This is a genomic window from Streptomyces sp. NPDC058741 (assembly GCF_042746715.1).
In the GTDB taxonomy this organism is placed as follows: Bacteria; Actinomycetota; Actinomycetes; order Streptomycetales; family Streptomycetaceae; genus Streptomyces.
The window spans coordinates 97527-121244 of record NZ_JBHYQH010000013.1 but is presented as its reverse complement, the minus strand read 5'-3'; the positions used below and the strand labels follow the sequence as shown (position 1 = coordinate 121244).

The 23718-nt window shown below is 74.2% G+C and carries 21 protein-coding genes and 4 pseudogenes; 9 read left to right on the top strand and 16 right to left on the bottom strand.

The annotated features are described in order from the left end of the window. Positions 1–100 precede the first annotated feature (100 nt). The 12 genes and pseudogenes from ACFW6P_RS13865 to ACFW6P_RS13810 all read right to left on the bottom strand — a co-directional run. Positions 101–1326: pseudogene (locus ACFW6P_RS13865) on the bottom strand (molybdopterin-dependent oxidoreductase); the annotation flags it as partial. Positions 1327–1527: 201 nt separating this feature from the next. Next, complete coding sequence (locus tag ACFW6P_RS13860; RefSeq protein ID WP_386354550.1) at positions 1528–3345, bottom strand: ABC transporter ATP-binding protein; 1818 nt, start codon at positions 3343–3345, stop codon at positions 1528–1530. After that, the gene (locus ACFW6P_RS13855) at positions 3342–5081 is read right to left on the bottom strand and encodes an ABC transporter ATP-binding protein/permease (protein WP_386354553.1); all 1740 of its coding nucleotides are present in this window, start codon (positions 5079–5081) and stop codon (positions 3342–3344) included. The genes ACFW6P_RS13860 and ACFW6P_RS13855 overlap by 4 nt, the downstream gene beginning before the upstream one ends. Further along, positions 5078–6490 (bottom strand): SagB/ThcOx family dehydrogenase, encoded by a 1413-nt coding sequence (locus tag ACFW6P_RS13850; protein WP_386423737.1) that lies wholly within the window; start codon positions 6488–6490, stop codon positions 5078–5080. Before ACFW6P_RS13850 ends, ACFW6P_RS13855 begins: the two co-directional genes overlap by 4 nt. Positions 6491–6498: 8 nt before the next feature. Next, complete coding sequence (locus ACFW6P_RS13845; RefSeq protein WP_386354559.1) at positions 6499–7878, bottom strand: YcaO-like family protein; 1380 nt, start codon at positions 7876–7878, stop codon at positions 6499–6501. Beyond that, complete coding sequence (locus tag ACFW6P_RS13840; RefSeq protein WP_386354681.1) at positions 7875–9338, bottom strand: CocE/NonD family hydrolase; 1464 nt, start codon at positions 9336–9338, stop codon at positions 7875–7877. Before ACFW6P_RS13840 ends, ACFW6P_RS13845 begins: the two co-directional genes overlap by 4 nt. 14 nt (positions 9339–9352) lie before the next feature. Then, positions 9353–10207, bottom strand: coding sequence for a hypothetical protein (locus tag ACFW6P_RS13835; RefSeq protein WP_386354562.1), 855 nt, complete (start codon positions 10205–10207; stop codon positions 9353–9355). A gap of 92 nt (positions 10208–10299) precedes the next feature. After that, a complete protein-coding gene (gene amiA / locus ACFW6P_RS13830) occupies positions 10300–10413 on the bottom strand; it encodes a streptamidine family RiPP (RefSeq protein ID WP_356437947.1) in 114 nt (37 codons plus the stop codon). A gap of 58 nt (positions 10414–10471) precedes the next feature. Then, positions 10472–11293 carry an ABC transporter ATP-binding protein gene (locus ACFW6P_RS13825; protein ID WP_386354565.1) on the bottom strand — a complete coding sequence of 274 codons (822 nt, stop codon included), beginning with the start codon at positions 11291–11293 and terminating at the stop codon, positions 10472–10474. Between the two features lie 20 nt (positions 11294–11313). Further along, positions 11314–12321 (bottom strand): FecCD family ABC transporter permease, encoded by a 1008-nt coding sequence (locus ACFW6P_RS13820; RefSeq protein ID WP_386354568.1) that lies wholly within the window; start codon positions 12319–12321, stop codon positions 11314–11316. 389 nt (positions 12322–12710) lie between these two features. Continuing rightward, positions 12711–13727: pseudogene (locus ACFW6P_RS13815) on the bottom strand (FecCD family ABC transporter permease); the annotation flags it as partial. 104 nt (positions 13728–13831) lie between these two features. Next, positions 13832–14809, bottom strand: a complete 978-nt coding sequence (locus ACFW6P_RS13810) for an ABC transporter substrate-binding protein (protein WP_386354571.1) — start codon at positions 14807–14809, stop codon at positions 13832–13834. 87 nt (positions 14810–14896) lie between these two features. Here ACFW6P_RS13810 and ACFW6P_RS13805 point away from each other — a divergent pair, with 87 nt between their 5' ends. Next, the gene (locus ACFW6P_RS13805; protein WP_386354574.1) at positions 14897–16096 is read left to right on the top strand and encodes a YncE family protein; all 1200 of its coding nucleotides are present in this window, start codon (positions 14897–14899) and stop codon (positions 16094–16096) included. Positions 16097–16200: 104 nt separating this feature from the next. Here ACFW6P_RS13805 and ACFW6P_RS13800 read toward each other — a convergent pair whose 3' ends face one another. From ACFW6P_RS13800 to ACFW6P_RS13790, 3 genes are all read right to left on the bottom strand, one after another. After that, the gene (locus ACFW6P_RS13800) at positions 16201–16533 is read right to left on the bottom strand and encodes a hypothetical protein (RefSeq protein WP_386423735.1); all 333 of its coding nucleotides are present in this window, start codon (positions 16531–16533) and stop codon (positions 16201–16203) included. A gap of 349 nt (positions 16534–16882) precedes the next feature. Beyond that, the gene (locus ACFW6P_RS13795) at positions 16883–17098 is read right to left on the bottom strand and encodes a hypothetical protein (RefSeq protein ID WP_386354579.1); all 216 of its coding nucleotides are present in this window, start codon (positions 17096–17098) and stop codon (positions 16883–16885) included. After that, on the bottom strand, positions 17091–17537 hold the full coding sequence (locus ACFW6P_RS13790) for a hypothetical protein (protein ID WP_386423734.1): 447 nt from the start codon (positions 17535–17537) through the stop codon (positions 17091–17093). Before ACFW6P_RS13790 ends, ACFW6P_RS13795 begins: the two co-directional genes overlap by 8 nt. A 463-nt stretch (positions 17538–18000) precedes the next feature. Here ACFW6P_RS13790 and ACFW6P_RS13785 point away from each other — a divergent pair, with 463 nt between their 5' ends. The 8 genes and pseudogenes from ACFW6P_RS13785 to ACFW6P_RS13750 form a co-directional block, all read left to right on the top strand. Further along, a complete protein-coding gene (locus tag ACFW6P_RS13785; protein WP_386423732.1) occupies positions 18001–19536 on the top strand; it encodes a B12-binding domain-containing radical SAM protein in 1536 nt (511 codons plus the stop codon). Then, positions 19533–20192 (top strand): dTMP kinase, encoded by a 660-nt coding sequence (locus ACFW6P_RS13780; protein ID WP_386423730.1) that lies wholly within the window; start codon positions 19533–19535, stop codon positions 20190–20192. The genes ACFW6P_RS13785 and ACFW6P_RS13780 overlap by 4 nt, the downstream gene beginning before the upstream one ends. Beyond that, the gene (locus ACFW6P_RS13775; RefSeq protein WP_386354587.1) at positions 20189–20632 is read left to right on the top strand and encodes an NUDIX domain-containing protein; all 444 of its coding nucleotides are present in this window, start codon (positions 20189–20191) and stop codon (positions 20630–20632) included. The genes ACFW6P_RS13780 and ACFW6P_RS13775 overlap by 4 nt, the downstream gene beginning before the upstream one ends. Before the next feature lie 76 nt (positions 20633–20708). Further along, positions 20709–21035 (top strand): DUF6087 family protein, encoded by a 327-nt coding sequence (locus ACFW6P_RS13770; protein ID WP_386354590.1) that lies wholly within the window; start codon positions 20709–20711, stop codon positions 21033–21035. Between the two features lie 162 nt (positions 21036–21197). Next, entirely contained in the window at positions 21198–21647 is a 450-nt protein-coding gene (locus ACFW6P_RS13765) for a hypothetical protein (protein ID WP_386354593.1), read from the top strand. A gap of 7 nt (positions 21648–21654) precedes the next feature. Then, complete coding sequence (locus ACFW6P_RS13760; RefSeq protein ID WP_386354596.1) at positions 21655–21852, top strand: hypothetical protein; 198 nt, start codon at positions 21655–21657, stop codon at positions 21850–21852. A 57-nt stretch (positions 21853–21909) separates the two neighbouring features. Further along, positions 21910–22269: a hypothetical protein gene (locus tag ACFW6P_RS13755; RefSeq protein ID WP_386354599.1), complete on the top strand. Its 360-nt coding sequence runs from the start codon at positions 21910–21912 to the stop codon at positions 22267–22269. Positions 22270–22739: 470 nt separating this feature from the next. After that, positions 22740–22841, top strand: a pseudogene (locus ACFW6P_RS13750) (DUF4158 domain-containing protein); the annotation flags it as partial. On the opposite strand, the pseudogene ACFW6P_RS13745 reads toward ACFW6P_RS13750, so the two are convergent. Beyond that, a pseudogene (locus tag ACFW6P_RS13745) lies at positions 22841–23680 on the bottom strand (beta-1,3-glucanase family protein); the annotation flags it as partial. The pseudogenes ACFW6P_RS13750 and ACFW6P_RS13745 overlap by 1 nt on opposite strands. Between the last annotated feature and the right edge of the window lie 38 nt (positions 23681–23718).

The following is a 23718-nucleotide window of genomic DNA, read 5'->3' as shown; positions in this document are numbered from 1 at the left end:
AAGGGAACCTGCGGAGTCTGCTGCGGCACGCGGGCAGGCCGGCAGGCAGGCAGGCAGGCAGGCAGGGGCACCGATCCCCCGCGATGCCCCTCCCGTGCCCGATCGCGGCGTAGTCCCGTTCGACGACGGCCAGCTTCGGCATGGTCCGCCCGGGGACCGGCTCGCACGCTCCGGTCTTCCAGTCCCGTACCACCCCCGCCGGGCTGGGCGAGTTCGTGGGGGTGTCGTGCAGCAGGGGCACCGCGAGGACGTCGGTGCGGGTGCCCGGGTGCTCGGCGGCCAGCTCGCTGAACCGGTCGGCCACCGTCAGGGAGGTGTCGTAGTCGGTGCGGGCCTGTCAGGGCGGGGCGATGGCCGGGGTGAAGGCGTGCACGAAGGGGTGCATGTCCGTGCTGGACAGGTCGTCCTTCTCGTACCGGGTGGCGGCGGGCAGGACGACGTGGGAGAACAGGCCGGTGGCGGTCATCCGGAAGTCCATGGTGACCAGCAGGTCGAGCTTGCCCTCGGGTGCCTCCTCGCGCCAGACAACGTCCCTGTGCCGGCGCTCGGGCGGGGTCTGCTCGGAGGGGACCGCCGCGTCCGTGCCCAGCAGGCGCCGCAGGAAGTACTCGTTGCCCTTGCCGGAGGAGCCCAGCGGGTTGGCCCACCACACGGTCAGCGCACGAGGGAAGTTGGCCGGGTCGTCCGGGTCCTCGACCGCGAACCGCAGCCGTCCCGACTTCAGTTCCTCGACGACGTGCTCCGCGACGGGCCGGCCGGCGCGCTCCGCCTCGTCGGTCAGGTCGAGCGGGTTGCGGTTGAAGCAGGGGTGGCCGGGTGTCCAGCCCATCCGCACGGCCTGCCCAGGCAGTCCGCGAACCCCTTGCCAGCGCACCGCCCTTGCCGAGCGGGGAGGCCAGCTCCTCCGGCCCGAAGGCCTCGTCGGAGTTTCAGGTACCAGTAGGAGGTGCGCGCCCTGTGCCGGGTGGGCGCTGTCAGTCGAAGGCGAGGGACAGGTGCTGCTGCCCGGTGACGGGGCGGACCTTCTCCTGGCCGACGTAGTGCGCCCAGCCGCCGCCGTTGACGCCCTGGCAGCCGGTCAGCGTGGTCAGCGCCAGGAAGGCGCGGTAGATGGTGTCGGAGTGGAACCAGTGGTTGGTGCCGGCGCCGAGGGAGATCATGGAACGGCCGTCGGTGCGTTCGGCGTTGCGGGCGAACTCCCGGGCGATCCGCGCCGCCTGCCCGGCCGGGGACGGAGGTGATCGTCTCCTGCCGGGCGGGGGTGTACGGCTCGGCCGTGTCGTCGCAGCCGGTGGGCCCGGTGCCCGGCAGGCCGGGGCGCGCCACCAAGCGCGCCACCGCGACACCGAACATCGTCCGTTCTCTCCTGGACGCGCTACAGGCGCGTGACGCCCTGGCCGATGCCGCCGCCGCGCCCGTCCTCATCGAGGCCGAGGACGTCGACGTACTCGCCGCGGCCCACCCCGTGGGCTCATCCCCGCCCCCTCGAGCCACCGGACATCCGCAGTGGTCCCCGGAGCCCCTCGCTCACGAAGGAGCCGTGGCCAGTACGCGGTTGAGCGCACTGCCCGGGCGGGCGGTGAGTTCCTCCCAGGTGCCCTCCTCCGTGATGCGGCCTTCCTCCAGGACGGCCACGCGGTCGGCGCGGCGGATGGTGGCGCGGCGGTGTGCGATGACGATCGTGGTGCGGCCCTCCTCCCGCAGCGCGGTGGCGAGTTGGGCGTCTCCGGCGTTGTCGAGGTGGGCGGTGGACTCGTCGAGGACCAGGACCCTCGGCCCTGCCAGCAGCGCGCGGGCGAGGGCGATGCGGGCCCGCTGGCCGCCCGAGAGTGTCGCGCCGCGCTCGCCGACGAGGGTGTCCATCGGCGCGATGCGGTCGACGCCGCACAGCCGTGCCGTCTCGGTGAGGCGGTCGTCGTCCGCCTCGGGTGCCGCGAGCCGCAGGTTCTCGGCGAGGGTGCCGTGGAAGAGGGGCGTCTCCTGGCCCACGAGGACGACCGCGCGCCGCAGTTCCTCGTCGTTGACCTCCCGCACGTCCACGGGGTCGCCGTGGGCGGGCACCAGCTCGACCGCGCCCTCGGCCGGGTCCCAGAAGCGGGCCAGCAGGTGGGCGCAGGTCGACTTGCCCGCGCCCGAGGCGCCGACCAGCGCGAGCGTCTGCCCCGGACGGACGGTCAGCTCGACGCCGTTCAGGACGGGCCCGCCGCCGTAGTCGAACCGGACCCGGTGCAGGCGGACGCCCAGCGGTCCCGGCGGCAGGACGCGGGGTGCGGCGGGCTGCGGCGTGAGGGCGGGGGCCGTGACGGCCGCGCCGACGCGGGCGGCTGCGGCGCGCAGGGCGACGGCCTGGCTGAGGGCGCGGGCCGACTCCGCGACCGGGCCGAGGACGGACAGGGCCAGCGTCATCGCCGCCGGGGCCCACGCGCCGTGCAGTCGACCGGAGGTCACGGACTGGGCGGCCGCCGCGACCACGCCCAGGACCGCGACCACGATGAGGAGGTCGCGGACCGCGGCGGCGACGGCTTCCCAGGTGGCCTCGGCGCGCTGGGCGTCGCCCACCTGCCACCCCCGTTCGGCCAGTCGGCGGCGGCGCTGTTCCAGAGCGCCGAACGCGAGCAGTTCGCGCAGTCCGTCGACGGTCTCCACGGTGTCGGCCGACAGTCCCGCCACGGCCGTCCGCGTGCGGCTTCCGCGCGCCGCACGGGCCCGGGCGTCGGCGAAGGGCGCCGCGGCGAGCAGGGCCGCGACCGGCAGCACGGCGGTCAGCAGCCACGGCTCCACCGCGGCGAGGACGAGGGAGCCACCGGTGAACACCGTGCCCGCGGCCAGCAGTTGGGCCGTGGTGTGGGCGTAGAAGAACTCCAGTGCCTCCACGTCGGCCATCGCGGTGGCGGCGAGGTCGCCGCTGCGCCGGCCCGCGACCCGGGCGGGCGCGCTGCGGGCGAGTCCGTCGAAGACGCGGATCCGCAGGGCGGCCAGCACCCGGTAGGCGAGGTCGTGCGAGAGGTCCATCTCCCGCCAGGTCGCCAGGGCGCGGACGAGGACGAGGGCGACGAGCGCGGTGACGGTGGCGGTGGAAGGGGCGCGTCCTTCGATGACGGCGGTGCCGACGGTGTGCGCGGCCAGGGTCAGCAGCGCGGGGAGGGAGCCCTGTTCGAGGAGCGCGACGGCGCAGGTGCGTGCCGTCATGGCGCGGTGCTCGGCGAGGGCGGGGAGGAGGGCGCGCAGCGCGCCCCGCGCGGGGGCGTCCGGGGCACGGGGAGCGTCGGTGGTGTCGGCTGGAGTGGTGGGGGCGGCGGGTGGAGTGGTGGCGGGTCGAGTGGTGGTGGGGGTGGCGGTGCTCATGCGGCGAGTTCTCCTCGGTGGGCGCGGCCGGCCGCGACGAGTTGCGTGTAGACGCCGCCGGCGCCGGCGAGTTCGGCGTGCTCGCCGACGGCGTCCACCCGTCCCTCGTCGAGGACGACGACGCGGTCGGCGTGCCGGACGGCGTCCAGCCGGTGTGCGACGACCAAAACGGTCCGGCCGCGTGCGGCGTGCAGCAGTTCCCGGACGATGTCCGCCTCGCGGCGTTCGTCGACGGAGCTGGTGGCCTCGTCGAGGACGAGCACCGGGGCGTCAGCCAGCAGGGCCCGCGCGAGGGCGAGGCGCTGGCGCTGTCCGCCCGAGAGGGTGGCGCCGCGTTCGCCGAGGACGGTGGCGTAGCCGTCGGGGAGGGCGGCGATCTCGTCGTGGACACCGGCGACGCGCGCCGCCCGGGCCAGGTCCTCGTCCGTGGCGTCCGGCCGGGCCAGGCGCAGGTTGTCGGCGATGGTGGCGTGGAACAGGTAGGTCTCCTGGGAGACGACGGCGATGCCCTGCCGCAGCGCGTCGAGGGCGTGCTCGGTCGTGGGGCGCCCGTCGAGGGTGATCCGGCCCTCCTGCGGGTCGTGGTGACGCAGGAGCAGGGCCAGGAGCGTGGACTTGCCGGCGCCGGACGGGCCGACGATCGCGGTCGTCCGGCCCGCCCGCGCGGTGAAGGAGACGCCGTGCAGCGCGGGGGCCGCTGCTCCGTCGTAGGTGAAGTGGACGTCGTCGAAGCGCAGTTCGGGCGGGGCCTGCCAGTGCGCGGGGGCCGTTGCGGTGTCGGGGACGGCCGGTTCGGCGGTGCGCAGGGCCGCGAGTCCGTCCGCTGCGGACACGCCCAGGTATCCGGCGTGCCATTCGCGGGCCAGGTCGCGGACCGGCCGGAAGCACTCGGAGGCCAGCAGCAGCATCAGGTAGGTGCCGGTCGCCGTGGTCGATCCGGTGACGGCCGACCGGCACGCCAGGAGCGCGGCGGCGACGGTGCCGCCCTGGATGGCGAGGTCGGTGATGCCGGTGTCGGCCAGCGACACCCGCAGTTTGGCGACGGTCGCCCGGTGCAGCGCCGCGGACCGCTTCTCCAGGCGAGCCCGGGTACGGCCGACCGCGCCCGCGGCGCGCAGCGCGGGCATGCCCTGGAGGGCCTCCAGGTAGTCGGCGCCCAGTCCTTCGTAGGTGTCCCAGTGTTCCTTGCCGCGGGCGGCGAGGAGCCGGTCCCAGGCGCGCGGCCCGGCCAGGGCGAGGAGCAGGGCGGGGACGAGGCCGAGGAGGGCGAGCGGCTCGACCAGGGCCAGGGCGGCGAGGACCAGGGGCGGCACGGTGAGGGTGATCAGGAGCTGGGGCAGGTAGCGGGAGACATAGGCGTCGACGCCCTCCACCCCCTCGACGAGGGTGGTGCGGACGGCTCCCGCCCTCGCGGTGGTCAGATGGGCGGGGCCCAACCGGCCGAGGTGGGACAGGAGTTCGTCGCGCAGGGCCACCCTGACCCGGGCTCCGGCCCGGGTGGCGGTGCGTCGCTGCCACACGGCGAGCCCGGCCCGGGCGGCGACGACGGTGAGCACCGCGGCCAGCAGCCACGGGAGCCGGCCGGTGTCGCCGCGTGCCAGGGCGGCGAGCGCCAGGGCGAGGAGTGCGGCCTGCGCCAGGTGGGTGAGCGTGACGGCGCCCTGCAGGAGGGTGGCCGCGAGCAGGGGGCGCCGTGCGCGTCCGGCGGCGCGGCGCAGTTCGGGGTGGACGATCACGTGGTGTTCTCCTCGTGGGCGGAGCGGGTGCCGAGGGCCAGGGCGTGGACGACCCAGTCGCGGCCCGGGGTGGCGTCGAGCGCGGCGCCGAGGTCCGCCTGCTGCCAGGAGCCGACGGGCCGGGCGGCCAGCCCGTGACGCCGGGCGGTGACATGGGCCAGGTGGACGGCGAAGCCGGCCACCAGGTGGGTGCGGCGGATGTGCGCGGCGTCGGCGTCCGCGGGACAGCCGTGCGCGAGCAGGACGGCTCCCGCGTCGGCGATCCACGCCTGTCCCGCGGCCCAGGCGGCGAGCGTCGGGCGGGCCTCGCCCGCCGCGTACCGCCGCAGCGTCGCCCCGTCCGGGGCGAGTTCGGCCAGGCCGGGCCGCGGCGGGCCGACGGCCACGCTCCAGCGCAGGCCGTCGGCGGCGGCCGGGGGAAAGAGCGCGGTGCTCGCCCGTACGGCGCTGCTGAGGACCGCCCGCAGCGCGTCCTGGGGCGGGCGGCCCGGCAACGGCGGTGGGGTACTGCGGCGCGCCAGCAGTTCGGCGGGAGCGGGCGGGCCGCCCGGCAACGGCGATCGGGCGGTGCTGCGAGCCAATGCATCGGCGGGAGCGGAGGCGTCGCCCGGCAACGGCGATCGGGCGGTGCTGCGCACGAATCCCTCGGTAGGAGCGGGGGCGTCGTCCACCGACGGCGGTCGGGCAGTGCGGCGTGCCGGCAGCTCCGCGGAAGCTGACGGGGTGTCCGGCGACCGCGGGAGTGCCGACGCGGGATCCGGGGCGGCTCCGCGCGCTGACGGCCGGGCGGCCGCCGAGGGGCGGGCGCAGTCGGCGGAGTGCGCCGGGCCCTGGCCGCCGGGCGGTGGGATGTGCACGGTGGCCAGCGGGCTCTCGGCGAGTCCGTCGAGCCGTACGTCCGGCTCCTCCGTGCCGAGCGCGCGGGCGGCGAGGTACAGCGCGGCGGCGGCGTGCCCGGTGTCCAGCAGCAGCAGGGGCCAGGCGCGGTGGCCGTAGTGGGAGACCGTGCGCCGCGCGGTGACGGTGAGCCGGGCGGTCACGCCCGGTGGCGTGCCGTCGGGGTGCGGGCCGAGGTGGTGGACGCGGTGGCGCAGCGGGTCGTAGCCGTAGCGGCCGGGCGGCAGGGAGCAGCCGGTGCCCACGGCCAGTTCGGTGTCGACCGGGTGCAGCGCCCCGGCCGAGGGCGCGGGCCTGAGGCGTCCGGAGTCGTCCGAGGCCGCCAGGGACAGGCGCAGCAGGGCCCCCAGGTCGAGGTCCGCCGGGCCGGACTGGGGGAGGGGCAGCGGCGGTCCGGGCCAGGCGCGGACGGCAGTTCCCGCGGACGTGTCGGGGTCGGGGCGCTGCGCGGAGCGGGCGTGAGCGAGGGCGGCGACGAGGTCGACCGGGCCTTCCTCGTGGGGATGTTCCACTGCGGCCCTCACATGTGCGGCGGAGGCGCCAGCGTGAAGTCCTCCGGCGCGCTCGGCGGAGTGGTGCGCCAGCCGCGCGCGACGGCGGCCTCGGCGAGGCGCGGGCAGCCGAAGTAGCCGAAGGCGGCGGGGGCGTTGGGCAGCAGTGCGGAGACGAGGACCCGGGCGACGCGCAGGGGCGTCTCGGCCACGTCCTCGGTGGTGAGGTCGAAGGTCATCACGCGGTGGCCGCCCGCGTGCAGCGCGCCCAGGAGCCGCTCCCGGCTGCCGGGCTCGACCGCGTCGACGGGCACGGTCCCGAGCGCGGGCGCGGTGAACCGCCGGGCCTCGGGCGCCATACGCTCGTCCAGCCACACCTGTACGTGCGCGCCCAGGTCGCGGACGTGCTCGAACTGCCCGCCGCACGCGTCGAGGTAGCGTCCGTCGGCGCGGTGCTCCAGGTAGAGCCCGCGGGCGAGCAGCCCGGCCTCCACGGCCTGGAACACCCAGCCGTCGGGGTCCGTCAGGCCCTGGGTGAAGACCCAGGTGTGGACGGCTTCCAGGACGGCCTTGCGGGCGGCTTCGGCCGGGTCGTACTTGCAGGCGAACCCGGCGGCGTACAGGCCGAGGCGCGGGTCGTGGACGAGCGCGGCCATGCAGGGGGCGAACTCCGAGCGCATCTCGACGATGTGGACGTCGAGCGCGGAGCCGGCCAGGTCGTCGGCGAGGCCGGGCACGCTCGCCGGGGCGATGCCGCGGGCCGGGCCGTCGAGATGCCACCACAGTTCCAGGGCGTCGCGTTCGACGATCTCCAGCAGGCCGCGGTCGACGGCGTCGTCGAGGCCCTGTCCGGTGGCGATCCCGGCGTAGTTGAGGTGGTGGGTGCGGGGCAGCTCGCGCAAGGCGCCCTGGCGCCAGTTGAGGTGGGTGAGCGCGACGGGCGCCCAGACCTCCGCCTCCCGTCCGCCGGGCAGCCGTTCGGTGCCGCGCGTCCACAGGGCCGGGGTGGTCTCGGTGAGGGGGCGGTAGGGGAACTTCTCCCGGGCGTACTGCCAGTCGGCGTACGCGGGCAGGTCGCCGGGGCCGTAGAGCCGCAGGCCCTTCTCGGCCAGTTCGGCGGCGGTGGCGCGCAGGGGGGCGTCGGGGTGGCCGGGCGGCGGCACCCGGTTGCCGCAGTACCGCTCGACTCCCTCGGCTATCGCGGCGATGCGGGCTTGTGCGGGGTCGCCGAAGGTCGTGCCGAGGGAGACCCGGTCGGCGGGCCACAGTCCGAGTCTGCGGGCGTCGGATATCTCGGCGGTGAGCGCGGTGTAGCGGGGCGGGGCGCCCGCGGGGTGCTCGACGGGCTTGACCTTGCGGACGATGCCGCAGACGGGGTCGACGAGTGCTTCCAGCGGCAGCGCCGTCATCGCAGGGTCTCCTCGGCGGGGTCGGTGGGGGTGGGACGGGAGGGGAGCACGGGCAGGGTCAGCGTCACGCTGTCCGGGTCGACCTCGCGCCGCGAGGCGTCCAGCCGGACGGCCGTGATCGGGTCGTCGCCGGTGTGGGGGTTGCGGGCGTGGGCCGGGAAGTGGTGTCCGGCGATCTCCAGGCGCAGCCGGGTGCCGGCCCGCAGCCGGCGCGCGAGCCGCCCGAGCTCGACGGTGAACCCGCTGTCCCGGCCCGCCGGGTCCGCGCGCCGCAGGACGCGGACGGCGAGTCGCTCGGCGGTCCCCTGGGGCGTCAGGGCGACGAGCCGGGCGGCCCAGTCGGCGGACGGCGTGTGGGCGGTGGCCCGCAGCCGGACCCGCACGGGTCCGGCCAGGTCGAGCGGACGCGGCAGCGGCGGGGAGAGCAGCAGGCAGCGGTCGGCGGGCCCGTCGGCGGGGACGGTGAGGTCGTCGGAGCGGACGGGGCGGCCGGGGTCGGCGGTGAAGGCGGCGCCGTGCAGCAGCCGCAGCCGTTGCGTGCGCGGTTCGCCCTCGGTGCCCGCGGGCAGCCACAGTCCGGCACCGCCGAGCGCGACCGCGCCGTGGCGGCCGGGTGCGAGGTCGCCGGCCAGGGCGCGCCGGGCCCAGCGCACGTACAGGTCGCCGAGGTTCAGCCGGTGGGCCGGGCCGGCGTCGGGTCCGGGGGCGGTGACGAGGCCGTGCCCCCAGGGGCCCAGCAGCAGCCGGGCCGAGGGCCCTCCCCAGTGGCGCCACAGCGCGACGGTGTCCTCGGTGAAGTGGTCGTGGTGGCCGCCCACGGCCAGCAGGGGCACACCGGCATGTGCCGCCCGGGAGACGAGGCGGCCGCGGTCCTGCCGCCACCACAGGGCGGCCCAGGAGGGCAGGGCGCGGCCCAGTCGCTCGGGGAGTCCGGTGAGCGGCAGGTGGGTGAGGAGTCCGGGGTCGGCGGCGAGGGCCTTGTCCAGGGCGCTCTCGTCGGAGTCCCGGCGGTCACCGTGGGCGGCCCACCAACCGGCGCGGGACAGCAGCCGCTCCACGCCCGACGCCTCGCGTGCCGTCTCGGCCGCGCCGAGGGCGGGCACGGCGGCGATGACGGCGTCGGGCCGTGACTCCTCCGACGCGTCGAGGGCGAGGACGAGGGCGCAGTGGGCCGCGTAGGAGGCGCCGGCGGCGACCAGCCGGCCGTCGTTCCACGGCTGTCGGCGGATCCAGCGGACGGTCGCGGCGCCGTCGGCCGTCTCGTGGGCGTACGGGTGCCACTCCCCCGGTGATCCGTGCCGGCCGCGTACGTCCTGGACGACGGCGGCGAACCCGCGGCGGGCCCAGCCGCGCGCCTCGGCGCGGTGCCGTGTCCGGTCGTAGGGGGTGCGCAGCAGGACGGCCGGGAAAGGGCCGATCCCGTGCGGGAGTTGAACGTCGGTGGCGAGTTCCCCCACCATCGCGCTGAACGCCGTCACGTGTCCCTCTTCGGCATCGGGGCGACGTCGGGCACCGGCAGGACGGGGTGCTCGGTGACGGTCAGCGTGCGCAGGTCCACGCGCCGGAGCCGGCGGCGGGCCGGGAGAGCGGCCGGTTCATCGGGGGTGTTGGTGGCCCATCGGGCGAGGTCGTCGGCGAGGAGGGCCGCGAGCAGTGTGGCGGCGGGGGTGGCGAGTCGCACCGGAGCGCCGGAGGTGCGGGGTCCGCTCCAGTAGGCGGCCAGTTCGCGGTGGGCGGGGGTGGCGGCGAGCCGGCGGGAGCGGACGTGTGCCGAGGTGACGTCGCCGGGTGCGGCGGCCACCGGTTCGACGTACGCCTGCCAGCCCTCGCGGTGGCAGCGCAGCCATGCGACGCCGTGCCGGGGCAGGCTGTCGGCGGCGTCCCACAGCCCGTCCGGCCCGGGTCCGTCGAGGCACCACACGACGGCGGTGGGGTCCCCCTCGAGCAGGTCGTCAAGGGTCATCGGGGTGGTGCCGGAGGCGGTCACCGGGGTGGTGCGGGGCCGTGCGCCGAGGGCGGTCAGCTGCTCGGCGAGCGGTGCGGTCAGGACCGGGTCGCCGAGGAGGCGGATGTCCCGGCGGGCAGCTGGCCACTCCCTGCCGGGCGGCCCTTCCGCCAGGTAGCCGGTTTCCTCGAACGCCATCAGTACACGCGCGAGGTCGTCGTCCATCGGACCGGTGGCGGCGCCCGTGAGCAAGGAGAGCAGGGCCTCCTCGTCGGCGCCCCCGGTCCGGACGCTGAGGAACTCCCCTTCCGGGGTACGGACGGCGAGCCCTCGCCCGGGTACGGCGACGACCTCGGCACCGGGGACGAGCCGGCTGCGGGACACGGGGATCCTCCTGACGACGTGGGGTGGGACGAGAAGGGGCCCGCCCGGAAGGCAACGGGCGGGCCCACGGTCGAGGGTGGCCGGTCCCTCGCTTACTCCTCGGTGTCCTCGAAGGGGTTCTCGACGAGGGCGTTGGAGTGGGAAGCCGAGTCGTGCGCCAGCTGACCCGGGTCGGCGATCGGCGCGAAGACCTGCTCGCGGTCCATGAACTCTCCTTCATCTTCAGGGAGATACGGCGTTCGGTTGAGCGCCGTGACACAGACCTTAATGAATTTGATTTTCATATTCTAGTGCCGGGAGGGGGTGATCTGGATAACACACCGGCCAGCCCCCCTCGGGGTCCCGGCCGACCCGGCCCCCCACCTTCAGCACGTCCGCCAGCAGCCCCGGCGTCACGACCTCCTGGGGCGTGCCGTCGGCGACCACACGGCCGTCGCGCAGGGCGACGATGCGTTCGGCGAAGCGGGCGGCGTGGGCCAGGTCGTGCAGCACCATGACCACCGTCAGCCCGCGTTCCTCGCGCAGCCGCACCACGGTCTGCAGCACGTCGAGCTGGTGGTGCAGGTCCAGGTAGGTGGTCGGCTCGTCGAGCAGCAGCACGCGGGTGTCCTGGGCGAGCGCCATCGCGAGCCGGACCCGCTGCCGTTCCCCGCCGGACAGCGCGTCGACGTCGCGGTCGGCCCACTCCTCCACCCCGACGTCCCGCAGCGCCCGGCGCACCACGGGGTCGTCGCCCTCGCGCAGCATGCCCAGCGGGCCGCGGGCCGCGTACCGCCCCTGACGGACCAGGTGACCTACCGTCATCCCCGGGACGGCGGGGGCGGACTGGTGCAGCAGCGACACCCTGCGTGCGGTGGCGCGCCGGGAGAGGCGGGCGAGGTCGTCCCCGCCGAGCAGCACGCGCCCCTCGCCGGGCCGCAGCAGCCCGGCGGCCAGCCGCAGCAGGGTCGACTTGCCGCAGCCGTTCAGGCCGATGAGGGCGGTCAGTTCGCCCGGCCGGACGGTCATGTCGACGCCCCGCAGCACGGGTCGTCCGGGGTAGCCGAAATGGACCCCCTCGACGTGGATCCCCACGGACTCGGTCATGCTCTGTCCTCCGGTCGACTTCAGAACGTACGGCTCGGCGTGCGGCGCACGACGACCAGCAGCAGCGCGGCGCCGAGACAGGCGGTGAGCGCCCCGACCGGCAGCGTGAGCCGCCCGGAGTCGAGCGCCGCCGCCAGCAGCCGCGAGGACAGCTGCGCCGCCGCGTCCGCCCCGCACACCACGACCGCGCCCACCAGGGCGGCACCGGCAAGGCTCGCCCGCAGGTCCGCGCCGAAGACGGCGACGGCCAGATGCGGCACGAGGAGCCCGACGAACCCCAGCGCCCCCACGGCGGCCACCGCGCCCGCCGTCAAGGCCACCGCGCACAGCAGGGCCAGGGTCCGGGCCGGGCGGGCGGAGAGGCCGGCGGCGAGGGCGATGTCGTCCCCGCAGCGCAGCAGGGTCAGCGGCCCGGCCAGCAGCCAGGCGGCGATCCCCCAGACCAGTCCCCACGGCCACAGCAGGTGCCAGTGCTCCCATACCCGGCCCTCCGTGGTGCCCACCAACCACTGCACCACGCTGCCGAGTTCACCTGGCTCCACCAGCAGCACCATGGCGGTGAGGCCGCCGAGCACCGCCGACACCAGCACCCCGTGCACGGCGGTCTGCGCGGTATCACCGCGCCCTCGGCCTGCCAGCAGCCACAGCAGGACCGCTCCGCCGCACCCGCCCGCACAGGCGGCGAGGACCACGGCCAGCGGCGAGTCCCACCCCGCGAGCCCCAGGGCGGTGGCGGTGACGGCGCCGAGCACGGCCCCCGGGGTCACACCCGTCACCTCGGGCCCGGCCAGGGGGTTGCGCAGGGCGGACTGCAGGACCAGCCCCGCCACGGCCAGGCACGCTCCCGCGCCGAGGGCCACCAGCATCCTGGGCAGGCGCAGTTGGAGGAGGATGTAGCGTTCCGTCGCGTCACCGCCCCCGTTCAGCACGTCCCAGACCACATCGGGCGACATACCGCGCCCGGCCACCAGCTCCGCACCGGCGCATACGACGGCCAGTGCCGCGAGCGCCGCGAAACGCCGGGTCACCACGCTTCCTCCGTTCTGGTCGTGTCGACTGGGGGCGGACCCTCGCCGCCGGACCCGGGCTCGTCCGGGCGGGCTTGACCCGATGCCGGAGTGGAGGGCTCGTTCGGGTGGGCGTGGGCCGGGGGGCAGGTGGAGGCCCTGCCCGGGTCCGCCTGCGCCGGGGGGTGGGTGGAGGCCCTGCCCGGGTCCGCCTGCGCCGGGGGGCGGGTGCGGGGTTCGTCCGGGTGGCCCTGGGCCGATGCGCGGGTGGGGAGCGCGTCCGCGACGGCTCGATCCGACGCCCGGGTGCGGGGCGCGTCCGGATGGGCGTGGTCCGACGCCCGAATGCCGGGCTCTTCCGCGGCGGCGTGGCCCGACGCCCGGGTGCCGGACACGTCGCCCGCCGCACCCGGTGCCGGGCGGCGCGCTCCGGGCAGCAGCGCACGCACGGCGGCCGAAGCGGTCCGGCCGCGCCGGGCGGCCCCGCCCCGGCGGCCCGACCGCATCAGCACCACCCCCGCCGGCACCCCCAGCAACGCCGTCCAGGCACCGGCCGGTGTCTCCACCGGCGCCAGCGCCAGCCTGGCCGGGACATCGGCGGCCGTCACGACGACGGCGCCCCAGGCGGCGGACCACGGGAGCCAGCGCACCGGGCCCGCCGCGGGGTCGAAGCTGCGGGCCAGGTGCGGGGCGAGGAACCCCACCCACGCGACGGGCCCGCACACCGCCGTCACGGGGGCGATCAGGACCACGGCGATGGCCAGCGCCACCAGCCGTGCGCGATGGGCGCGCACGCCCAGCGCCTCGGCGTCCTCGTCGCCGAGCCGCATCACCGAGAGCACGGGCGCGCACAGCACGAGGGCGGGTAGCGCGACGAGCAGCCACGGCCACAGGCCCGTCACGTCGTCCCAGGTCCGGGCGGAGAGGGAGCCGAGCAGGTAGCGGTAGATCAGCTGGAGGTCGAGCTGGTCGGCCATCACCATCAGGACGAGCAGCGCGGCCTGCAGCGCGGCGGCCACCGCGGCGCCGGTCAGCAGCACGGCGGACGGACTGCGGCCCAGTCCCGCGACCAGCAGCGTCAGTCCGCCGCCCAGCGCGGCGCCGCCGATGGCCGGCAGGGGCTGAACTGCGGCGGGCAGGGACAGGGTCAGCACCAGCGGCGCGGCCACCCCCAGCGCGGCCCCGGAGGACACACCCAGCATCTCGGGCACCGCCAGGGGGTTGCGCAGCGCCTCCTGGAGCACCAGTCCGGCCGCTCCCAGACACGCTCCGGCGACGAGCGCCAGCAGCAGGCGGGGCACGCGGAGTTCGGTGACGACGATCCCGGCGAGACCGGTGCCGTCGCCGTCGGTCACCGCGGCGGCCAGGCGGTGCGGGGGGACGTACGGGGTGCCGAGGCTGAGGGCGCAGAGCGCGGAGACGGCCAGGAGCACGCCCACCAGAGGTGGTTGCCACCTGCGCGCGGCGGGCTTCGGCCGCTGCCCGCCCGCCGCGGCGTGATCGGCCGCGGCGGGCGCCGAGAGGGGCGTCCTCACCGCAGCGCGGCCGTGGCCTCGTCGAGGACGATGCCCAGCGAACGGGTGCCGCGGCCCTTGGCCCACACCTCGGAGTTGACCTCGTGGACGTCACCGTTCCTCACCGCCGGGATCTTGCCCCAGAGCGGATTGCCGGCGAGCTTCTCCGAGAGCTTGCCGTCCGCCTCACCGAAGCTCATCGTCTCGACGAACAGCACGTCGACGCCCTGGGCGAGGATCTCCTCCAGGCTGTAACTGCCCTCCACACCGCGGGACTTCCACGGGTACTGGGCGATCTTCGGGAACAGGCTGGCGGTGACGTCGCCCTCCGGGGTGGCGACGCCGAAGTTCTCGTCGCTGCCGTAGATGACGAGCGCGGTCTTTCCGCTCGGGGTCTTCTCGGCCGCGGCGAGCTTGGTCCGGAAGGTCCGCTCCGCCCTCTCCCCCTCGGCGGTCCGGCCGGTGAGCGCGGCGACGTCGCGCAGGTACCCGACGCTGTCCTGCCACGTCTCGGGCTGCATGGCCCAGAACGTGGTGGCGCCCTTGAGTGCCGGGGCGAGCTTGCCGTGGGTGTCCCCCAGCCCGATCACCAGGTCGGGCTTGTGGGAGAGGATCGCCTCGACCTCCGGGGCGATGAATCCGCCGGGGATGACGTCGACGTCCCCGGCCTTCTCCTTCCCGAGGAAGTCAGGGTGGGCGAGCAGCGTGCTGTTGGTGGCCGCCGGGACGACTCCCAGTTCGGTCAGGATGTCGTCGCACAGCGCGAACAGGCAGACGATGCGCTCGGGCTTCTTCTTCAGGGAGACCTCGACGCCGTTCGTGTCGGTCAGCTCGGTCGCCGCCTTGATGGGTTCGACGGTGACCTCGGTCCTCGTCGCGGGCTCGGCCTTGTCACTCGCGGGTTCTTCGGACGACGAGCCGCAGCCGACCAGGACGGAACCCACCAACGCTGCGGTGATCCAACTGCGGACGAACGTGGACGGTGAGCGCAGCAATTGATGCCCTCGCTTCTTCTCAGGTACCGGGAACGCACCGAAGATACATGATAATCGTTTTCAACAGTCTGCTTTCCGGAGGACCTCATGCCTGCTGCCCCCGCCGTCCTGCTCGTCTCCGACCACGGGTACGGCCGCGTCCATGTGCTGTCCGTGCCGGACGGCGCCGTCGTAGGACGGCTCACCGGGCGACACCTGTCCGAGCACGCCGGGTTCCTGGCGCTGCCGGGAGGGCGGGTGGCCTGCGTCGACGACCGTCGCGGCGAACTGCTGGTGCTCGCCCCCTTCGCCGAGCGGCTCGTGGAGCGCACGGTCCCGGTCGCCGTACCCGCCGAGCACCTCGCCTGCGACCCGTCCGGTCGCCACCTGGCCGTGACCACCGGCCTGGGCAGGAACACCGAGCCCTGGTCGGACCTGCTGACGGTCCTTGACCTGGCCACCGGAGAGGCGGCGCGGGTGCGTACGCGCTCCGGCGAGCCGGGTGTGACGGTGCTGGGCGACGGCGACCCGCTGGTCGTGCTGCGTCACCGGGAGCCCGGGGCGCTGGCCGTGCACCGGTTCGCGGACCTCCTCGCGGCCGCGCCCGGCTGCCCCGCGGTCACACCGCACGCGCTCCTGCCGCTCCCGGACGACGGGCACGGAGACGCCCAGGCACCCGGAGCGGGACGGGTGTTCGCGGCCACGGGCGAGGGGGTGCACCGGGCCCGGAGGGAGGGCGACGGCCTCGCCGCCGAGAAAGTCATCCCCTGGGAGTCCCCCGCCCGGGGCTGGTACCTGCGGCTCGACACCCGCCGGCCGGCGCTGTGGAGCACGCTGCGCGGCGGTGACCCGGACCCGCTGCGCTGGCCGGAGTGGACCAACCAGGCATGGCACCACGACCTGGAGGCGGGCCGCACGCGGCTCACGGAGCTCGGCCCCGGGCTCGTCTTCCGGCTGGCCCTCGCGCGGCGCCACACCGCGTTCACCCGGATCCACCCCGACGGCGACGAGCTGGTTCTGCTGGGCGCCGACGGCAGCGTCCGCCGCGTCCCGCTGCCCGCGATGGACGGCGCTCCGCGGCGCGGCGGCACACCCTGGGAGGGCGTCCAGCGGCGAGCGGTGGCCGCCTCACCGGGCTCCGACTGGATCGCCGTCACCCGCGGCGGCCACGGGGAGGTGCACATCGTCGACGCGGCGACGGGCCGCGAGGCGGCCCGGCTGCGGCCGGGCTCACCGCTGCACCACGGCGGCCACATGGCGCTGTACGCCCGCAACGACGGGGCCGACGGTGATCCCGTGGGCCGGTGACGGTCCCGGCGGGTGTCGTCGGCGAAGCGTGGATCCGCGGGACTCGCAGGGCGGTTGCTGGAGAGAACCGGCCCTGACGAGTCGTCGAGCGGGTGCCGCGCCGGCTAGAACGGAACCTTGAGGACGGAGGCCGAGTCCACCTCCAGAGCGGCCGTACCGTCACCGAGGGCGTTCCACACCTCGACCCGGATCGTCCCCCCGGACATGTCCCCGAGTCTCCCGCTCGCGGAGTGCGACCCGGCTCGTGACCCCCGGTACTCCTCGCAGCCCGGGACCGGGTCGGTCGCGAAGTAGCGGAAGGTCTCCACCCGCTCGAACGTTCCGTCACCGGTCAGGTCGTAGGACACACGGGCCTGCCGGCCGAGACCCACGCGCGTCCCGGCGTCCGTGCGGAAGGTGAAGTCCGTGGCACGCGCGGGGTCGTGGGTGCCGACCACGTCGCGCACCTCGTAGACGAGCGGTGCGTACGGTGTGCCGTCGTGGTTGGTCCCGTCGGCGGACGGGACGGTGTCGGCCTTCGCGTCCGCCCCCGTCCGGGTGCCGAGTCGGCCGCCCGAGCGCAGGAAGAAGGTGTCGCCGGAGGGGGGGAAGCGTCGGTGTCACGGTCGGGGTGGGGCTCGACGGCGGAGGGGAGGTCGGCTCTCCGGGGCCGGTCTCGCTCGGGGACGGGGACGGGTCGCCGGTGGGGCTGGACGTCGGACCGGGGCCGGTGTCGCCCGAGAACGGGTCGAGCGTCCACGCCGTTGTCGACGGGCGACGGCCGCCGCTCCATCGGCGATTTCGCGGTCACTGGTCCTCTCCCCATGCAGCGTCGATCAGGTCCGGGTCGGGCTGGATCAGTGCTGCCGCCCGCTCGAACCCAGCGGCGCGCAGGTTGGCTGCGGTCTCCGTGTCGCGCAGGGCGAGGAGTGCGTCCGCGTACGTGGAGCCAAGCGCGGGCCCTACCCCCGCCTCCTCGTACAGGTCGATGGCGTGCTGCCGGGCCGTTCTCTGCTCAGTCACCTTGCTTCTCCTCCCCCGGGTCGATGACGACCAGCGACATTCTGACGGTCGCGCCGTTCTGGCGCGCTCCTGCACGGGGGTCAACTCCCGTCACCACCGCGGCGTTGTCGTCCTCTAACACCCCGGCGTCCGACAGGCCGTCCACGGCGGCCTTCGCCGACAGCGACCAGTTTGAGGGGTCGAAGATCCGCGTGCGCGCCGTGGGGTGGACCAGGTACAGCACCCGCGCCCGGGCCAGCCGCAGCACCCGCGCGTCACGTGCCGCCGCCGCGGTGGCCGCGCGTATCGCCGCGGTGATCTTCGCCTTCTTGGTCCAGTGTGGGCGGTCGTTGGCGTTGATGAGCTCGATCTCGGGGAGCTCGGGGGTTGCGCCTGGTAGGGGTCTGTGATCAGGTGACCTGCCCCTGGCCTGCGAGTCCCGTGACGGAGCCTTCTGCACCTCGACCTTCCGAACCTGAAAAGGACACCGTGCGCAGCTACTGGACGAGACCACCCGTCTACGACAGGGAGGACCCGAACCGGACCGGGCCCCTGGTGGTCAACTACGACTTGGACCAGCTCAAGGTTGGGGAGAACTGGGTGGTGACGGGCTACCAGAACGGCACCGCCCTCCACGACCGGGACATCGCGCCCGGCGACGTCTGGGCCAGGGCCGTGTACGCACCGGAGTGCGCCTGGCCGCGCGGCGCGCACCTGTGTGTGCTGGTCCAGTGGCATCCAGACCACCGCGTCGGATCGGACTGGGATACGCGCCTGGAGGCCGTGGCCACAGGCCTGCGGTCGCTGGGCTACGTCGTGGAGCAAGCGGGACGGCCAGTCGACCCGAAGCGGGATGTGAACGCCGACCTGCTCGTCCACCGGATGGAGCCGGGCAAGGCGCCGCCCCAGCGTCCTGCTGACGCGTGGGCGCACGTGCCGCCCCCGCGCACGTACCACTGGACGGAACGCACCCCGCTCCAGGCGATCGGTGCGACTACGCCGAACGACCCCGGACCAACGACTACACCCTTCCCGTCCTGGGCATGGCGTACATCGCCACCTACGCGCAGCGCCAGGGCTTCAACGTCGGTGTCCTCGACGCCGAAGCGCACGGGCTGGGCATCGAGGAGACGGCGCAGCTCGTCAACGACATGGCGCCGCGCTGGGCCGCGATGAACCTCCTCGCCCCCACGTACGAGATGTCCGCGCGGATCGCCGAGAAGCTGAACCCGCAGATCGCGCTCATGGTCGGCGGGCACCATGCCAAGGCCATGCCGGACCGTGTCCTCGCCGATCCCCGCATGCGCCACCTCAAGGCCCTGGTTCTCGGCGAGGGAGAGCTGCGCGTCGCGGCCCTCCTGGAGGACGAGCAGCGTCGTCGGGAGCTGCCCGGAGTGCTCTGGCGGGATCCGCTCATCGGCAGCCGGGCCGGCGGCGTAGCCGACGCACGCACCAGCGCGGAGTTGCTCGGGCCCGACATCAACACCCTGCCGTACGTGAACCGGGCCTTCCTGCCGCAGGACCCCTACCGGGCCGCGCCCACGCCTACTGATCGCCGTCTCGCTGCGAGCCGCGCGGCCGACTGGCTGGCGGCCGGCGCCGCACACGGGCACCTTGAGGAGAACATCGTGGGAAGCCGCGGCTGCCCGTACAACTGCACGTTCTGCGGGGCCGCCTGGAGCGCCAACCCGGATGTGAAGATCCGGGTCCGCTCCCCCGAGAACATCATCGGCGAACTGGAGTCTCTGCACGCCCAGTACGGCGTGACTGCGTTCCGGTTCGTGGATGACCTGTTGCTCGGGGCGAAGCGGGTCATCGACGAACAGATGGAGGTCTTCACCCGGCACCGGATCGGCGAGCGGTACGTGTGGGACGCCACCGGACGGATCAACGTCCTCGACCGCTGCACAGACCGAGAGCTGGAGATGCTCGTCGCCAACGGTCTGCGGGAGGTCGCGCTGGGGATCGAGTCCGGCAGCGACCGGATCCTTGCCTCCATGGACAAGCGGATCAGCGCCGAGATGACCGAACGCGTGGCTCGGCGGCTCGTCGCCCACGGCATCGGCGTGAAGGGCTACTTGATCCTCGGCTTCCCCGGCGAGTCCCACGAAGACCTCGCGGCCACGGTTCAGCACATCCGCACCCTGTGGGCCATCGCCGACCAGCACCCCGGCGACATCCGGGCCAGCGTGTTCGAGTTCCGGCCCTACCCCGGCACTCCGGTGTGGCAGACCCTCATCAAGGACGGCTACAAGGCAGACGAACTCCTCTCCTACGGCGACGTGGACCTCACCCAGGACGGTGCGAACGAGTCCATGCGCCAGCGCGACGAGTTCAACTTCAGTGTCGGAATCCAGTTCGGGGGCGTCCCTCTGGACGAGATCCGGTCCACGCTCGCCGTGCTCACCCGGGAACAGCACGAGCGGAAGCAGGTCGACGGGCTGGAGGTCGCCGCATGACCGGCGCGCGCAAGGGGCTCTTTGTCAGCATCGACGGGCCGAGCGGGGTGGGGAAGTCCACCACCATCCGGGAACTCCGCAAGGAGCTGTCCGCCCGCGGTGCGGCCGCCCGGTGGACGGTTGAGCCGCCCTCGGGGGACTTCCTCGGCGACTTCACCCGCACGCACGGCGGTCAGCTCCACGGCATGGCCTTGGCCTGCCTGGTGGCAGCCGCCCGGTACCGGCACGTCGAGACGACCATCGCCCCGGCCCTCGCCAGCGGTGACCTGCTCGTCTCCGACCGGTACGTAGCGTCAACGTTCGTGCTTCAGCGCCTCGACGGCGTGCCGATGGACTTCCTCCAACTCCTCAACGCCTACGCACCACCGCCCGACCTGGCGGTGGTCCTCACCGCGGCCCCCGACACGATCGGCCGCCGTATCGCCGCAGCCGGCGTGACGCATCGCTTTCGCGCAGACCCGACGGCCCCGGCTCGGGAGGTGGAGCTGTACCAGGACGCCGCGGCCTACATCGAGGGCCTGGGCGCGAAGGTGCTGGCGATCGACACCACCGAGATCTCCCCGCCGCACGTCGCGCAGCGAATCGCGGACGCGATCCTCACGCTCCCGCTACCGTCGGAGGCCTCAGCCACCTCCCCGACCCCCCAGGAAACATGAGCGGACAGCCAGCACAGCCCATCATCGACACCCACGTCCTTCTCCGCGACGGCGAGAAGATCCTCCTCTCGCAGAGAGGCGGCCCCTACGGCTACCGCCGGTGGCACCTGCCGTCCGGCAAGCTCGACCAGGGCGAGACCCTGACCGCCGGGGCGGCCCGTGAGCTGTTCGAGGAGACCGGCGTCAGGGTCGACCCTGCTCATCTGCGGCTCCTTCACGTCGTGCACCACCACCAGGGCGACGGCTCCGAACGGATCGGCTTCTTCTTCACGGCCACAGAGTGGGAGGGCACTCCCACCAACAAGGAGCCCGAGAAGTGCCTCACGCTCCAGTGGTTCGCCGACCATGACCTGCCCGAGGACCTCATCGAGTACCCGGAGGCGGGCCTGCATGGCTGCCTCAAGCAGGCCGGCGCCCTGACCCTGCACGGCTGGCAGTAGCAGCCCCGCTTGTACGACATGCTCGAACAAATGCAGTGACGGTGGCTTGAACCAAGACAGGGGAGGGAGCACACCGGTGGAAGACGAATCTCTTGAGGAGTGGGTAGCGCGCCGCGAGGAGCGCCGCCCTAAGCCCGGGGAGCGTCGGGCGGTCCGGCTCGGCGAGCAGGCGGAGCAGGGGGCCCACGTCGCCCCGAGCGCGCCGCGCGGCATCCAGGAATGGGACGGACACCAGTGGACACCGGTCAGCGTCGCCGAAGACCGTGCCGCGGCCGCCAACGAGACGGGGCGGGACGAGGCGCTCCAGGCCGAGCGGGTTCCTCTGCCCACGTTCAGCAAGCTGCCTCCGCGGCTGGAGCCCTGGCGGCCGACACAGCCGTGGCATCGTCCTGACGCCACCTGACCCGTTCTCCGACACCTCCAGAAGCCCCCGCCACCGGCGGGGGTTTCTGTGTCTCTCGCCTCTCTCAAGGCTTCAGGTGTAACGCCTTGGCCAGTCACTCCGTCCATATGGCATCGAGGCGTTGACGCTGGGGGGCCACTGAGATACTCGGAGGACTTTCAGGTGACGACAGCGGTAGTACGGGACCAACTGGAGATCGAACTCTTCGCCGATCTCTTCGACCAGCCGCTGGCACCGCCCCCGCCGGCCGAACCCACGCCCGCCCCCGTCGCTTCGCTCGCGCACGTGTGGATCGTCGCCGCGGAGATCAAGGTCGAGGACCGGATCGCGAAGCAAGCCGACTTCCGCGGCTCCTTCACCGCCCCCGGCGACACCCGCGTCGATGCGCTGGAGGTCTACTGCCGCTCCTGCCGCCGCCCCTACGAGGACGTCGCCGGCCGGGACTGCGAAGCCCTCATCGACAACCGGCACCTCATCGGCGGCGACCAGACGGTGCGCGCCAAGCGGAAGATCCCCCAGCCGCCCCCGAGCACCAAGCTCGTGCCCGGCGGCCACATCCAGCGGCGCGGCATCAGCGCCTACGTCTCCGGCGTCTCGCGCCCCGCCCGATAGGACCCCCGTGCGCATCCTCCTCCTGGGCCTGGTCCTCGGCGCGGTGTCCGGCGGCCTCACCTACCACGGCACCGGCCACGGCCAGCTCTCCACGATCGTCTTCATCCTCGTTGCCGTCGCCACCTGGCTCGGCGTGGCCAGCATCGTCATAGCCCGCGACACCTCCCACGGCCGGGCCGACGCGGGCGACTGGCTGCCCTGGTGATCGCGCGCGGCGCGTAGCCCGCGACGCAAACGGGCCGGCCTTCCTACGGTCCGCCGCGTGAATCCTCCAACGCAGCCCCCACCGTCCCCCGGCCATCGGACACCGCGGCGGCGCCTCGCCCGCGATCTGCTCGGCCTCCTCCTGGTCGGCGTCGGAACGGTCGGCCTGCTAGGAGCCCTCTACCAAGCGTCCCCGCCCGTCGCGCTGCTCCTGGTCGGCCTTGTCACCGCGACAGCAGGCGGCGGGATCCTCTACGACGAGCCGGCCGCCGCCCGCCGGGCGCAGATCGCCGGCTATCTGGCCCTGACCACCGGCCTGACCCTGGCCACCGCGGCGGCGTACTGCCTCAATCCCTGGTCCGTGCTGTTCGGTGCCCTACTGGCCCTCGCGGTATGGCTGAGCGGCGGGGAGGCGTGACATGGCACGACGCCGCTGGTTCCCTGCTCTGCGCGAGTCACCGCCCCGCGCCGGGTCCTGTCTCCCCTGTGCCGCCCCGACCGGGACGGCACAGGGGGCACCACCTACGCGATGTTCCAGACCGCCACGTACGAGCCGATCTGATTGGGCTTGGTCTGCCCTGCGCCGCGTGAAGCAGCTGAGGCGGTCGACTCGGACCGTAAGAGCAGTGAGATGCCAGCCCCGCTGAAGGACCGCATTTGGCGGCATCTGCGGCCGGAGGACGGCAATGACCAGATCTGGGGCGGCCGGCCGACGTCGAGCAGCGCAACGGCCGTGTCATCCGGCAGGGCAACGCCAACGCCGAGGTCGCGGTCTTCCAGTACGCCACCGAGCGGTCCACCGACGCGAAGTTCTGGGAAGCCATCGCCCGCAAGGCGCGGTTCATCCGGATCGTGCGCTGAGCCCTCGGGGCCCTGTTTGGCGCTTCGGATCTGGAGAAGGTGCAGGTTCAGCGGCGGGCGCACAACCGGCTCGGGTTCGCGGTCCAGCTGACGAGTGTGCGGTACCTGGGCCGGTTCATGCCGGACCCGCCGTGGTAGGTGATGTCGGGCCGGTAGGAGAACGGCGTCACCGTGAGCGTCTCGGTGGAGTACTTGTGCCAGACGCGGTCGATGTAGTCGTCCAGGGAGTCCTCCAGCGCGGCGCCGGCCTCGATGCCGTGGCTGGGGGCGAGGGCGCGCAGGACGCTGCCGTCGGCACGCCTCTGGATCAGTTCCTCCCAGCCGCCTCCCCGTTCCTCCAGCGCGTCGAAGAAGCCCTGGTAGCCGCCGGGTTCGAGGTGGCCGGTGGTGGTGACCGAACCGTCGGGCCGTTTCACGCCCACCGCGTACGGGGCGGAGAACATGTCGACCTGCGTGCTGTTCAGCCACAGGCCCGAGTCGTTCAGCGTGTACTCGGACCAGTTGAAGAGGATGTCGCGGTTGGGGTCGGTGGGGTTCTGCACGGCGGGCTGCACCAGGCCGCCGGTGGCCAGCCGGAAGTCGAGTTTCTCGCCGTAGGAGAAGTAGAGCCTGCCGGAGAACTTGGGCAGCCGGATCGTCATGGACTCGCCGTCGGCCGGGCCGGGGAAGGAGGCGTCGGGCGCCGGCACGGGCGGGACGCCGCCGCCCGGCCAGGGGTGGAAGGTGCCGTCGGCGTCGGCCCAGCCCTGGCGTCCGGTGGTGAGCTCGGTCCCGAGGTTGTAGAGGTGGATCTGCCGGCCGGTGCCGGAGTTGTTGGTCAGGGTCAGCGGGATGGTGTCCGGCACCGCCGCCTCCGCGTGGGACGCGGTGCCGGCGGCGGCGAGGCCTGCCACCGCCGGCACCGCCGCGGCCAGCGGAGCGAGCCACCAGGAGCCGAGAGAGCCCCGGCTTCTTCGGGACATGGGCATGTGGTGCCTCCAGGGGGGGTCATCGGGCTCGGCGCGGG

Coding starts and splice junctions, on each gene's coding strand:
- ACFW6P_RS13860 (WP_386354550.1), bottom strand. CDS start 3,345: ATGAGCACCGCCACCCCCACCACCACTCGACCCGCCACCACTCCACCC.
- ACFW6P_RS13845 (WP_386354559.1), bottom strand. CDS start 7,878: ATGACGGCGCTGCCGCTGGAAGCACTCGTCGACCCCGTCTGCGGCATC.
- ACFW6P_RS13840 (WP_386354681.1), bottom strand. CDS start 9,338: ATGGTGGGGGAACTCGCCACCGACGTTCAACTCCCGCACGGGATCGGC.
- amiA (WP_356437947.1), bottom strand. CDS start 10,413: ATGGACCGCGAGCAGGTCTTCGCGCCGATCGCCGACCCGGGTCAGCTG.
- ACFW6P_RS13825 (WP_386354565.1), bottom strand. CDS start 11,293: ATGACCGAGTCCGTGGGGATCCACGTCGAGGGGGTCCATTTCGGCTAC.
- ACFW6P_RS13805 (WP_386354574.1), top strand. CDS start 14,897: ATGCCTGCTGCCCCCGCCGTCCTGCTCGTCTCCGACCACGGGTACGGC.
- ACFW6P_RS13780 (WP_386423730.1), top strand. CDS start 19,533: ATGACCGGCGCGCGCAAGGGGCTCTTTGTCAGCATCGACGGGCCGAGC.
- ACFW6P_RS13775 (WP_386354587.1), top strand. CDS start 20,189: ATGAGCGGACAGCCAGCACAGCCCATCATCGACACCCACGTCCTTCTC.